At 55.7% G+C, this 13,930-nt stretch carries 7 protein-coding genes and 1 riboswitch; of the genes, 1 reads left to right on the top strand and 6 read right to left on the bottom strand.

What is annotated here, in order from left to right; translation table 11 throughout:
- Positions 1–2: 2 nt before the first annotated feature.
- The 5 genes from BN3795_RS10780 to BN3795_RS10760 all read right to left on the bottom strand — a co-directional run bounded on the left by BN3795_RS10780 (position 3) and on the right by BN3795_RS10760 (position 11,193).
- Positions 3–1,817, bottom strand: coding sequence for a methyl-accepting chemotaxis protein (locus BN3795_RS10780; protein WP_110945131.1), 1,815 nt, complete (start codon positions 1,815–1,817; stop codon positions 3–5).
- A gap of 21 nt (positions 1,818–1,838) precedes the next feature.
- On the bottom strand, positions 1,839–2,333 hold the full coding sequence (locus BN3795_RS10775) for a chemotaxis protein CheW (protein WP_068784687.1): 495 nt from the start codon (positions 2,331–2,333) through the stop codon (positions 1,839–1,841).
- A gap of 24 nt (positions 2,334–2,357) precedes the next feature.
- Positions 2,358–4,454 carry a chemotaxis protein CheA gene (locus BN3795_RS10770; protein WP_068784686.1) on the bottom strand — a complete coding sequence of 699 codons (2,097 nt, stop codon included), beginning with the start codon at positions 4,452–4,454 and terminating at the stop codon, positions 2,358–2,360.
- A 141-nt stretch (positions 4,455–4,595) separates the two neighbouring features.
- A riboswitch (cyclic di-GMP riboswitch) is annotated at positions 4,596–4,681 on the bottom strand.
- Positions 4,682–4,839: 158 nt separating this feature from the next.
- Entirely contained in the window at positions 4,840–7,098 is a 2,259-nt protein-coding gene (locus BN3795_RS10765) for an FMN-binding protein (protein WP_068784685.1), read from the bottom strand.
- 378 nt (positions 7,099–7,476) lie between these two features.
- Positions 7,477–11,193 (bottom strand): WIAG-tail domain, encoded by a 3,717-nt coding sequence (locus tag BN3795_RS10760; RefSeq protein WP_068784684.1) that lies wholly within the window; start codon positions 11,191–11,193, stop codon positions 7,477–7,479.
- A gap of 115 nt (positions 11,194–11,308) precedes the next feature.
- Between BN3795_RS10760 and BN3795_RS10755 the strand changes: the two genes are divergently transcribed.
- On the top strand, positions 11,309–11,836 hold the full coding sequence (locus tag BN3795_RS10755; protein ID WP_332835604.1) for an MFS transporter: 528 nt from the start codon (positions 11,309–11,311) through the stop codon (positions 11,834–11,836).
- Between the two features lie 51 nt (positions 11,837–11,887).
- Here the strand turns inward: BN3795_RS10755 and BN3795_RS10750 are convergent, their stop codons facing one another.
- Positions 11,888–13,894, bottom strand: coding sequence for a glycoside hydrolase family 127 protein (locus tag BN3795_RS10750; RefSeq protein WP_408635024.1), 2,007 nt, complete (start codon positions 13,892–13,894; stop codon positions 11,888–11,890).
- Between the last annotated feature and the right edge of the window lie 36 nt (positions 13,895–13,930).

Raw genomic sequence — 13,930 nt, 5'->3', positions numbered from 1 at the left:
GCTTAATATTTTCCGAACTCCGAGTCGCTGAGCAATATTTTCGGGGCGCCCGTTCCGCTGGCAAACTCGGATTTCCGGGGCTCATTCATCTGTTCCAATACGCGCAGAACCTCGGGATTCATATCCTCCTTGGCGGTATAATCGGCAAATCCGCCGCGCTTCAGCCTAAATCTCGCCACCTGCTGCTTCAGCAGCCCGGCTTGACTCGACAATTCCTCGCTCGCCGCAGCGCTTTCCTCCGAAGTCGCTGAATTCGTCTGAATGACCTGGGATACCTGGGATATTCCTTGATTGATCTGCGTGATTGCAGCCGCTTGCTCCGTGGAAGCCATCGCGATGTCCCCGACTAAGCCGGCCACCCGTTCGATATCCCCTACGATCGACTTCAACGCATCGGCCGTTTGGTCTGCGATACGAGTGCCTTCCTGCACTTTGTTAATCGAGCCTTCAATCATATCGGTGGTCTCTTTAGCGGCATTCGCCGAGCGAGCCGCCAGATTGCGGACCTCTTCGGCGACGACCGCGAAGCCCTTGCCGTGTTGCCCGGCCCGCGCCGCTTCTACCGCAGCATTCAGAGCCAAAATGTTGGTCTGGAACGCGATCTCATCGATCACCTTAATGATCTTCGAGATGCTGCTGGATGCTTCGTTAATTTCACGCATCGCTCCCAGCATATCTTTCATCTGCTCATTGCCCTGCAGTGCGCTTTGCTTGGAATCGGCCGCCAGTTTATTGGCTTCATTGGCGTATTGCGCATTTTGTTTCGTCTGCGTGGAGATTTCCTCCAGGGAAGCGGTGAGCTGCTCGACGGAGCTGGCTTGTTCAGTGGCGCCCTGGGACAACGAGATGCTGGAATCGGACACCTGCTTCGATCCGGAAGCCACCTGATCTGCCGCCGTATTGATGCTGGCGAGAATTTCGTTGTTGCGCTCCACCATCTCCTGCAGCTTGATCCCCATCAGATCCTGCTCCGATCTCACCTTCACCTGAACGGTCAGATCGCCGTTGGCCACCTGCTCCACGACCCGAACCTGGTCGCGAATACTGGCGATCATGCGGGAGAAAGCCAGCATCAAATGGCCGATTTCATCCCGACTGGTCGTATCTACGTTGACGTTAACGTCCCCAAGTGCGAGAGCTTCGGCCGCTTTCGACAACTTGCCGATCGGTCGCGTAATGCTCTGCACAATCCATATCGCCAAGCCTATGGCCACCAGCGCCATCACGATGATGACTGTAAGCAGGACGTCAAAGGTTCTGCTGTACATTTTATCGCCATCTTTGCTTTCTTTTTCCGCGCGGGTCTGATTAAACTTGACGAGATTCACGAGTGTATCCGAGGCCTCATCAAATTGGGTTTTCGACTCGGAGGTCATTAAATCCATCGCTTCTTGGATCTTGCGTTGAGCCATGAAAGAGCGTACCTGCTCGCCCGAATTCGTGTATTCGCCCCATTGCTGCTTAAACTTCTCATATAATTGCCTATCTTCTTCCCCTTGCAACCTTGTTTCATAGTCCGCGATCTGCTGCTCCAACAATTGGCCTTCCTCTCCCAGCTGCTCCTTCATCTGGGCTAACTGGTCCGCGTCTTCTCCCGCCATAACATAGCGAAGCTCGGAAATGCGATAATCGGAGGTCAATGTATTCAACGTATGCGCCGCGTCCATCGCCGGCATCCATTCGTCGCTGATTAAAGTAGATTGATGATTAACCTTGCTGAGCGAATTGATCGAGTACAGACCAAGTCCCACCAGCGCAATCACCATCATGGAAAAGGATAAAATTAAGCGTGTTCGAATCGTCAGCTTCTTCAACATGTGTATACCCCCGTTAGGATTTCATAGATGACCTAAATGCTCAGCTTCTTCATGCTGAAGCAGCTTGTCACCGTCCAGCAGCAGCTTAATTTCTCCTCCTACCTTCCCAACCCCCTTGATGAACCCTTGCGGGTTCCCGGATTTGATGTCCGGCGGCGGGACGATGTCCTCCTCGGCGATCTGGACGACCTCGGACACGCTGTCGACGATCAAACCGATGGACACCTCGCTTAAATCCACGACAACGATACAGGTCCGGTCGTTATACTCGCGGAACGGCTTCTTAAAACGCAGCCTGACGTCCATGACCGGAATGATTTTGCCGCGCAAATTAATGATCCCCCGAATGTGTTCCGGAAGCTCCGGCACCTCCGTAATCGCCTGAATCCCGATAATTTCCGTGACATACCGGATTTCGATGCCATAGACATCGGTCCCAATCAGAAAAGTAAGGAACTTTCCGGTTTGCGTATCATCCTCTTGCTCGTTCTGCAGCTGTGCGGTTGGGTCTGTCATGACCTGATTCTCTCCTTTTCCATTCTAAGATATATAGGCAAGTCCACCTACTTCCAGGATCAGGCTGATGCTTCCGTCCCCAAGCATCGTGCAGCCGGCCAATCCCCGAATGTTCCGAATCCTTCGGATGTAGGAGGGCAAACTTTTGACAACAACCTGCTGCTGACCGATCAATTCATCAGCGAAAATGCAGAAGGTCTGGTTATCTTGCTCCACCATGATCAATATTCCCTCCTCCATGTCCTTGACGTCGGTCGCAACTTTAAATCGATCGTACAAGCGAAGCACGGCATAACACTGTCCCCGCACCATCACCATTTCGTTCCCATCAGGATCCACCACAACGCTGGAGCGGTCAGCACGGAACGACTCCTTGATCGCCGTCGTCGGGATCGTATAGCGGGATTTCCCCACCTTGACGTTCATCCCGTCAATGATCGCCAGCGTAAGCGGGATGCGGATCGTGATCGTGGTTCCCTCGCCTTCGGCGCTGTCCACGGATACACTGCCGCCAACGCTTTCAATATTCCTGAGCACAACGTCCATCCCCACGCCACGACCGCTGAATTCGGTGATCACTTCTTTGGTTGAAAACCCCGGCAAAAAAATCAGATTGTAGATGTCCCGGTCGCTCATCTCCGCTTCGTCTCGGAAGATCAAATTACGGTCCCGGGCTCGCTCCATGATTTTCTCCCGGTTTAATCCACGGCCGTCGTCGCGAACGAGGATTAAGACTTCGCCGCCGACATTTTTAGCCTCCAGCGTCAGCGTTGCGGTTTCATGCTTTCCGGCGGCCGCCCGCTCGCCCGGCGCTTCGATGCCGTGATCGATTGCATTACGCACCAAGTGCATAATCGGATCGGAGATGTGCTCGATGATATTCTTATCGACTTCCGTATCCTCGCCAACAAGCTGGAGCCGGACCAGCTTCTCCTGTTTCTTACACATGTCGCGGACGATACGGTGCATTTTCTGAAACGTATTCACCAGCGGAACCATACGGATGGACATGACCTTATCCTGAATCTCTCCGGTAATTTTACGCAGTTGCCGAGCCGCCTTCCGGAATTGCTCCAGCTCAAGTCCCTCCAGCTCGGGATTTTGCGTGACCATAGATTCGGCGATCACCAGTTCCCCGACCAGATCCATCAGCTCGTCCAGCTTGGCCAGGTTTACGCTGATGAAACTGGACTGCTGAGTACCCGCCGGTTCGGAGAGGGTTGATTTGGCGGGCGAGGATGACCTTTGTTCAGAAGGACGCGAAGGTTCCTCGGGCTTAGCAACAGACGATTGTTCTGTGACGGAGACGGGCTCAACCGTCGCTTTAGGTTCGGTAGACAGCTCCCGTCCCTCGGTTGCCGCCGTTTGTTCACTGACCTCAAGATGCTTGAGACAAGGAGCTTGCGATAGCAGCGAGGTGATGGTTTCAACACTTTCCCCATTGCGAAAAAACAGATGAAACCCCTGCTCCTTAATCGTTGCTGCAGTATCCGGGTTGCTGTCTATCTCTTCAGGCCAGTAGCTGAAATGTTCGGTCAAGTCCTTCAGGCTATGCACCACCTGGTAGGCACGAACATTTTCCATGTTGTAGTCATCCTCGAAGAACAGAACCGCTTTCAAATGGACAGCCTGGGCAGCAGGGGCGAGGCTCCCGTCCAGGATGCCGCGGTCAAGGGGTTCGGAGTCGGGAGCATCCTCCCGGCTAACGTGCCGACGTTTAAGCTCCTCCAAGTAGAGATGAATGCTGCTCTCCAGCGGCGAGCTGTCGCCGTCAGGCATATCGCCTTGTCTGATTTTATATAGCTCAAGCTTGATAAAATCACCGCCCTGGAGCACCAAATCGGATAAGGCCGAATAATCGGTCAGTCGGGGTTGATGTTCGCGGATAAACGCAAAGAGATCTTCAATGACATGTGACAATGCCGCAATATTGTCAAAGCTCATCATCGTAGAGGACCCTTTAATCGTATGCATAATGCGAAAAATGACATCGACTGCGGCGGAGGAAAACACGTTGGCTTCCTCGCATTCCAAAATGCTCTGCTCCAGTTGCTCTAACAGCTGCGAGTTTTCATGAAGATAGATCTCCAATAAAGGATCCGAAGTACCGAATTCTGCCATGACATGATTCCCCTATAATACAAAGTTCGACAAATTTAGTTTTATTTCGACAAATTTATCGCATAAAAAAACTCTTTCTCGAGACAGCTTGATTTTCGATGAAAGAGAACCTATGAAAGATCGAATCGTAGCCACAAGTTACCATGAAACCCGGCCGCCCTGATAGATGTTACGTTAGGCCCGTGGCTTTGCGTCCTTGACTTTCGGCAAGTTTGCCTTTCTAGTAAAATTGCTATTTTTTAGTTAATTCATACTAGCATGTCAGGACAGAAGTTGTAAACAAGGAATTTTGAAGCGTATCCGGCGGCAAAAATCAAAGCCCCTCAGAACGAATCTGAGAGGCTTTAGAACCAGGTCTTAGGGCTCGCGGATTTGGGAAATCCGATTATCTTCCGGCGTTCTCCAATGCATTCTTCACTGCGTCGATCACTTGGGCCGATACGGCCTTCACGCCATCGGTTTCCCCGAAGGCAGCCGGACGATACCCGTACTTATGCAGGGAACCTTCGGTTGTTGGGGTCTCAATCTCCGTCTTGACGGTCTTCTCGTCAGCGGATAATTGATCTTCGGTCTTGATTTTACCGGAGGCGTCGAGATAGAACACTTCCATTTTGAACGGAATGTTGTTTTGAACGGTGACCATGACATAAACGGATTTGTCCTTATTGATCCCGGCAAAAATACCGTTAATATAAGCCGTTTTATACGATTCGGTAATCTCTGCTTTCTTATAGGCATTTTCCACAGCTGCTTTCAAAGCGGTGCTGCTGCTCGTTGCCCCGGTGACCACATCCACTTTAGCCGCTTGTTCTCTCGTTCCGGCAAACAGCATGTCGCGGGTCAGGATCGGGATCGCTCTGATCACATCGGCATATGCCGAGGCCCCGCGGTCCACCATATTCACGCCAACACGATACAGCTTCAATCCGACGATGACGCCGTTGCGCAGCGTGACATCGGCACGGTTCGTCCCTTTGTCATAAGCGTCGCCATAAGCCGTGTAAGTGCCATCCTTGTATGCGCCTTGCGTTTTCGAGGCGTTGTTCAACAGGTCGGCAAACGCCGCTCTGGCCGCAAGCGATAAGCCTTCTTGGCATACGATCGGCGTCATGTTGGCACCCTTTTGCGTCAACCCTTCGTTTAATTGGGCAACGAGAGCTTTTTGCTCTTCCGTCAACTTGTCGGCGGCGATTAATTTCCCGTCCGCGCCAAACAGGTTCACATTGACGTTCGAGACTTGGTCCGCCTTGATATCGGCCAGCACCAGTAATTGGGAGAGGTTGTCAACCCCGGCGAACGTGCCTTCAAAATACTTCGCTTTGCCCGGAGCCTTCAGCGCCTTCTCAAAAGCTCTCTCCACGGCCAAATTCCAGCTGTGGCTGCTTTCGGTTGCGCCGGCAATCGCATCGACGTCATCGCTGTAGTTCGCGAGGTAGGAACCGTTGGCAAGCAGTTTGGCGGTCATCGGCGCATTGGCCTTTACCACATCGGCATACGCCGTGTCGCCCCGGTCAATCAGGTTAGAGCCCAGCCGATACAGCTTCACGTCAACCAGCTTGCCGTTGCGGATGTAGACATCGGCTCTTTCCACACCCTTATCACGGGCTGCGCCGTAGGCAGAGTAGAACCCGTCGATATATTTCGAGTCGTTGTTGACCTTTGCATTTTGCTCCGCATCCCAATAGGCCTTCACTGCCGCTTTGAATTCAGCTTCCTGGCCTTTAGGGCTTACAGCGTCCGTACCTTTGGCCAACAGCTCGGCTGCAATGGCTTTCGCCGATGCGGATTGCTCTTCGGTCAGATTGGCTTCCTCGACGGCATTGCCATTGGCATCCAGCGGATATACCTTCACAGCCGTACGCTTCGTAGCGTCAAAGGTTACGAAGACCATATATTTGCCTTCCGGATCTACCCCCATATGCTCCCCGGCAAAATAGGTTACCTCCTTCGGCTTCTCCTTCAAGGCTCTTTGGAAAGCGCGATCAACGGACAACTTCCAGCCCTCGCTGGAACGAGTCGCGCCGGACACCACGTCCACTTTGGCAACCTCTTCCTGCGTTTTGCCGAGCAGGTTAGTTCTCATCGTTTCATAAGCATTCCAGAGACCGCTGTAATTGTTGCGCACGTCTCTGTCAATCAGCTTGGGGCTTGTTCGTAGCAATTCGAGGGCAGCAACTTTCCCGTCCTTAATTGTGACTTTGGCCCCTTCCGTCCCTTTCGAATAGGCATTGCCATACGTAACATATACGCCGTCGGCATAAGGACTCTCAGCTTGCTTTACGACGGGGGTTGTCGTTTTCGCTGGAGTTGCTGCCGGTTTCGTTGTAGACTTCGCAGGCGTCGTCGTTGTCTTGGTCGGCTTCGTCGGCGTCGTCGTTGGAGCCGTCGTCTTACTAGGCGTCTTCGTGGTGGTCTTGCTTGGCGTTGTCGATTTACTTGGCGTTGTTGTCGACTTGCTTGGTGTTGTTGTCTTGCTTGGTGTCGTGGTCTTGCTTGGCGCCGATTCCTTCAACGGCACTTCGGTTTCCGATGCGGCAGACACCACATCAATGCCAGTCAGCTTGAAACCGGATGTACCAACGGTAAGCGACAAGGACGATAACACCAGCGTTGCGCTTACGGTAAGGCTAATTAGTTTTTTCAAATGCGATCCTCTCCCTTGTAAAATTCACCAAGCTATGTAAGATACATAACCCGCTTCTTCCTAATGCTTCCTTCTCTTTGTTTTTCGACTGTGCTCAGAACCGAGAACCGATAAATCCCTTTCCAAGCAATCGCGCCCCTCCCTCTTGCACGATATCAATCCCGGAAACCGCAATTCACTTTATTGTGAATTATTTCACATGAATGCAGATTAAAATAAGTTCATTGCTGCGGTTTCGAGTAAATACTAGGTAATTAGTCGCAAAAATGCTGTACGCAAAATCACACAGCCTGAAAGATATGTCACTTTCCCCGCCGGATTGCAGCAAATCATCAGCCGCCGGAATCCTTCCCGGCGGCTGGTGTATTAATGAGAGTATTATCGCATGCTGCCGATCGCCATCCACGTCACAAAGCCGTAGTTGACGCTACTGTCCTTCAGCTTGGAGATCGTGACGACTGCCGATTCAGCCGACTGCTCCTTCAGCGAGGCATAATACGCGGAATGGTTGGTCATCGCGACCACCACGTAGTTGGACGAAGTAAACGGCGAATCGAAGTTGATTGTGACTGTCGTTTCCTCCTCATGATGCTTCAACAGAAACGCAATCATGCCGAATTGCAACTCCGCGGGCTGGCCGAACGACGTTTGAACCGGAGCAAAGCTTAACTGCTCCACCCCGACAGAACCCGGCTGCAAGTGACGGGTTCCAACGGCCTCCTCGGCCAATTGGTTGCTGCCAACCGCGTCTGGTGCCAAATGGAGGTTCCCGACGGACAAGGCTTGCAGATGATCCGCCCCCACCGCTCCCGCGGCCAATACCCCGGCATCCACTGCACCAGGCTGCAAATGCCCCCGCCCGATGGCGGACGGCTGGATCTCTTCACTGCCGATCCCCTCCTCCGGCAGCAGACCGTACTGCTGGATCTCAGGGGACAAATGCCAGACATTGACGGCTTCGAGAGAGAGGTGATGGGCATTTACCGCCGCATCGCTCAGATGGCGGGACTCCACGCTGTCCGAAGCCAAATTCGCTGCTTGCACGGCATTTTCGGCCAGATGCCGGCTTTGGACAGCCGCATTAGCCAGTTGGCCGCTTTGCACGGAACCCTCCTGCAGATGGCGGGTGCTAACCGCCGCTCCCCCGAGTTGACGAGGGCCAACGCTGCCTTCGGCCAAATGCTCACCCTGCACTACGCCTTGGCTTAGATTTCGGCCTTGGACGGACGCGTCTGCGAGATGCCGGTTCTGCACCGAACCGCCCCGTAGATGTCCGCTGCCGACCACTTGTTCACCCAGGGCGATGGCGTTCACCGCGCCGGCTTGCAGATGACGGCTGGTAATGGAGGCGGACTGCAGATCCTCGCCGCCGATACCCTCGGCAGGCAACAGACCGTGCTGCTGCAGTTCAGCGGACAAATGCCCTGCATTTACGGCCTTCAGGGCAAGATGGCGGGACCCAACCACCGCCTCTCCAAGGTGTCGGGAGTTGACGCTGCCTTCAGCCAAATGTTCACCTTGCACCGCACCCTCATCTAGATTCCGGCTTTGGACGGAGGCATCCGCCAGATGGCGATTGTACACGGAACCGCTCTGCAAATGGCCGCTGCTGACCGCCTGCTCGCCCAGGGCGATGGCGTTCACCGCGCCGACTTGCAAATGTCGGTTCGTAATGGACGCCGGCTGCAGAACCTCCCCGCTAATGCCGGCGGCGGGCAACAGGCCGCGCTGCTGCAGTTCAGCGGACAAATGCCCTACATTTACGGCCTTGGGAGCAAGATGGCGGGACTCGATCGCCGCCTCCCCAAGCTGCTGGGACGTAATGCTGCCCTCGGCCACATGCTTGCTCTGAACCGCACCTTCAACCAGGTGCTGGCTTTGGACGGACGTTTCCGCCAGATGTCCGCTCTGCACCGATCCCGCCTGGAGATGAACGCTGCCGACCGCCTGCTCGCCCAACGCTTCGGCGCCAACCGCGCCAGCTTGCAGATGACGGCTCGTGATGGAGGCCGACTGCAGCGCTTCCCCATCGACTCCGGCGGCGGGCAGCAGACCGCTTTGGCGCAGAGCGGGCGTCATGTGGGCGGCGCTGATCGTTTCCGCAGCAATGTGGTAAGAGCCGATCACGGCCACGCCGAGGTGGCGATCGGTCACGCTGCCTTCGGCCAAATGGGCACCGCCCACCGCGCCGGCAGCCAAATGACTCGCCTGCACGGAGCCGGCGGCCAGCGCTTCGGCCCCGACGGCACCGGGTGCCAAATGCCCGGCGTCCACCGCTTGCGCCGCCAGTTTTGGCCCGGTCACGCTGCTCTCCGCCAGCTTCGCGGCGGTTACCGCCAGATCGCCAAGCTTATCCGTCGTTACGCATTCCGGCGACAGCTTCAAGCTGGTGACCACATGATCCTGGAGATGCGGCGAGAAGACGACGCCAACGCCCAGATGCTCCTCACGAACGGCGCCGGCTCCGATCTGGCTGCGGGTAATGGAGCCCTCCGCCAAATGCCGGGTCTGTACGATGCCGGGGCCCAAATGTTCCGCCGTAATTTGCTGTGCGGCGATGGCGGCTTCCGTCACCGCCCCCGGTGCGATGGCCCAAGCCGTCACGCTGCCTTTAGCCAATTTCTCGGCCGTGACGCTCTCCGGCTGCAGATGATCCGCTCCAACGGCTTCCTCGGCCAGATGTTCCGCGATCACCTCTGCGAACGCCAGCTTCTCCCGGGTCACTGCGGAATCGGCCAAATGCCATTCCTGCACGGCTTCCAGAGCTAGGTGACCGCTATGCACCGCCCCTTCGGTCAGATGTTGGCTCGTAACCGCCCCTCGGGCAAGCTGCGTCGATTGGACAGCGCCTTTGGCCAGGTGCCGGGTCAATATAGCTTCATCGGCAACTTTCCCCGGCAGCACGCTTTGATCAGCGATTTTGGAGGAGGTCACCGCCTGCTCGACGATCTGCAAGGTCCCCACCGACTGGTCGGCGAGCTTCGTGGAGGGGATCGACTTATCGGCGAGATGCCGGGCTTTGATCTCCGTGTCGGCGATATGCTCCTGTCCAATACTGCCCGGCTGAACATGTTCACTACCTACCGCGCCTTGTGCAAGATGGCGGGATTCTACCACCGCCCCGCTCAAGTGAGCTGACGTGACGATCCCCTCCTGCAGTTGCTCCGCACCAACACTGGACCAAGCCAGCAGCTCTTGACCGATCAGTCCCGGCGTCAAGTGATGGGACATAATAGTCTGATCCGCCAGATGGCGGCTTTCCACCGCTCCTTCCGCCAGCTTCTCCCCCGTCACGGAGCTGTCGCGCAGCTTCGACGTCGTCACCGCAGCCTCTCCCAGCTTGGAGGTGTCGACCGCCCCGTTTGCCAGGTGATGCGCATTCACGGCTCCGCTGTGAATTTTATCCCCCGTGACGGCATGATCTTGAAGCAGATCGGCCGTGACGATCCATTCTGCCAAATGGCGGCTCTCCACCGTCCCCTCTGCCAACTTCTCCCCGGTGATCGCCCGGTCGGCCAGCTTCTCCGGTGTAATGCTGCCGTCCACCAGTTTCTCCCCGCCAATGGAGTGCTCCCGAATTGCACGTCCCTCGATCGAGCCGTCCACCAAATGGCTGCCGTTCACCGAGGAAGGAGCGATTTTGGAGGAAGTTACCGACCGGTCGGCCAGCTTGATCGTCTCCACGGCATAATCGGCGATCCAGGCGGTGTCGATCGTGCCTCGCCTCATCCGCGAAGCGTCGATGGTGAATGGAGCGATTTTCTCCCGGGTCACCGCCTCATCAATGATATCGTCGGTATAAATGATGCCTTGTTCTTGCTGCGGAGCGGTTTTCTCAACTAACAGATCCTGCAGCGCCCGATTTACGTCAACCTTCTCGTGCTCCGGCTCTGCCCCCGGCGCTGAGGTCGCGCGCTCTTCGTCTTGTTCCGGCAGCGCGGGCATTGCGATTTCATGCAGCCGGAGCTCCCCGTCCCCGGATGGCGACGAGTTCTTTCGTTCCTCCAACAGCGTTAATTCATTAATATCCGGGTTATCTACAAAATAGAGCGTTTTCCGCGGTCTGTTTGCTTTTGTTGGCTTTCGTCTCTTCAAGAGCCGCCCTCTCCTTTGCCAAAAGATGAACATCTGCGGTATCATATGCGGGCGTGTAGGCTCATGTCACTGCTTTGGGGCGGGATCTCGGCAGCTTGTCGGAACCTAAAAAAAGATAAAATTTAACCGCCGAACTCTTCCGTTTTTTAGCGCGTACGCCATCGGGCTGCAGGCGATTTTGCTCCTGGCCTTTGCTTTCCTGTTTCGGAGCGGGGTTCATAACCTGCCGGTCTACTATGCGATTGGCTTTATGCTGATGACGTTCAATTATGGATACTTCAACGCCGAGATCAGCCTCATCAAGCTGAGCGTCCCGAACCGTGAGCTGACGGCAGCCAATGCCAAGCTAAGCTTCGCGGAGACCTTCGTCGGCATCATGGGACCCGCCTTGTCCGGATTGATCCTGATGTTGCCCGACATCTCTGACGGATTGCTCCTCACATCGGCCTGTTATTTCATCTGCATGGGGTTGTTTATGAAGCTGAATGCGGACGAGGAAAAAGAAACCCCGCGGACCCAATTCACCGCGGAGTTTCTGGAGGGGTGGCGCGCCTTCTGCGCCAATAAGCCGCTCGCCTGTGTCGTATGGAATCTGGTCGCCTTAGTCGTATACGTGCGGACCCGCCTATGGAAGGTTCAGTAAGGTGCCGGAGCTCGCGCCGGCTGTCCCGATTGGAGCCGGACGCTTATTCGATCAGCGCTCGCGCACCCAGACCGTCATTTCACCTTCACCGCGGTTGGCCCAGGCGTAATAAGGAATGAACTTGACCATCGCCGGCTCCTCGATCCGGGGGGCTGAGGGTCTGTATAACTCGCTTTCCCAATCCGGTCCGGTAAGCCGGATGGCCTCGGCTTGCACTGTGACGACGCCGCCCAGCAGGCCGGCTTCGCGCTCGGCGCGAAGTTCCGCCTCCCTCGGCAACACCAGCTCGTGCAGGTTCGCGCCGTTATCCGCCTGCTCCAGACAGTAGACAAGCGGTCCGCGCTGCAGCGCTACCTTTCCGGCGTTTGCCCGGACAAGCGGATGGCTATACATGCGCTCTACCGGCATCGCCAGCTTGAGCTCCACGAGGTCTCCCGTACTCCATTGTCGCTGCAGCCGGATATATCCGTCCTGAATCGAAGCAGGATCCAGCGCCACGACCTCCCCATTCACCTTCAGTCCCGCCTCCGGGCACCAATCCGGCAGCCGCAGCGCCAGCGTAAACCGGCCTTCTCCTTCCGGCTCCACTTCGAAACGTACGCTGCCGTCCCATGGGTAATCCGTCGTTTGCGTCAACTTCACTTTGCCGCCGCGGGTCTCTAGTTCAGCTTCTCCGCCGATATAGAGATGCGCATATACCGTGTCGCCTTGGACTGAATAAATGTATTCGCCCAAGGAAGCCAGCAGCCGGGCGATATTCGGCGGACAGCAGGCGCAGCCGAACCATTCCTGACGGACCGGCTTGACATGGTCCACCTTGTGATTCGCGCCTCCGCAAGCTTTCGGATCCACCTCCAGCGGGTTCACGTAGAAGAAATGCTTGCCGTCCCGGGCCATTCCGCCGACAACCGTATTGTACAAGGCACGCTCCATCACGTCGGCGTATCTGGATTCCGGCGAAATCCGCAGCATCCGCTGGGCGAAGAAAATCAACCCGATCGAGGCGCAGGTTTCCGCATATACCGTGTCATTCGGCAGATCGTAATCGAACGAAAACGCCTCGCCCTGCGGCATCGAACCCACCCCGCCGGTAATGTACATCTGCTTGCCGACGATGTTGTCCCACAGCTTGCAGCAGGCCGCAAGCAGCGACTCATCCCCGGTCAATGCCGCTACATCGGCCATTCCGGTTAACATGTACAACAGCCGAACGGCATGACCCACAGCGGTCTCCTGCTCTCGCACCGGAAGATGCGCCTGATGGTAAGCGTGATCGATGTGTTTGGCACTCCCTGCCCAGTGCGTCTTGCCGCCCCGTCGTTGGAGCTCCTCCTCGAAGAAGGAAGGCTGCTGACCCCGCTGATCGAGAAAATAACGGCTTAAGCGCAAATACCGCTCTTGTCCGGTGACCTCGTACAGCTTGACGAGCGCCAGCTCGATTTCCTGATGGCCATCGTAACCGGGCAGCTTGCCGGCCTCGGCGCCAAACACGCTGTCGATGTAATCTGCGAACTTGGCAACCACGTCCAGCAGCTTTCTTTTTCCCGTGGCCCGGTAATAGGCGACTCCCGCTTCGATCAAATGTCCTGCACAATACAGCTCGTGGCATTCGGTCAGATTCGTCCAGCGCTTGTCCGGTTCCTTCAGGATAAAATACGTATTTAAATAACCATCCTCCCGTTGAGCCAGAGCGATCGTATCAATCAGCCCGTCGGCCATCGCCTCCAGCTCCGGGTTTGCATCCGCTTCCAAAAGATAAGCTGCCGCTTCCAGCCATTTGGCCAAATCGCTGTCCTGAAACACCATCCCGTAAAAATCACCTTGCGCCAAGCCCGCAGCGATTTGAAAATTACGCACGGCGCCGCTGCGTTCCGCCCCGGGTACCCGGTCGTTTAAGGCCTCCCATTGATACGGGACGACCACATCTCTAACCAGCTCGATATAATAACTCCAAAAATCGTCGCGAATTCGTACCCGATTCAGCGCGACGCGCTCGGAACGCATCATTTGCCCGGCCAAGCCCATCGAATAACGTCCTCCTTTTTTTTGAAAAATCATACTGACAATTCTCATTTTATCTCATATATTTAAGAC

Source organism: Paenibacillus phocaeensis (assembly GCF_900021165.1).
Lineage (GTDB): Bacteria > Bacillota > Bacilli > Paenibacillales > Paenibacillaceae > Fontibacillus > Fontibacillus phocaensis.
The sequence above is the reverse complement of the archived record's forward strand: the minus strand, read 5'-3'. Positions and strand labels throughout refer to the sequence as shown.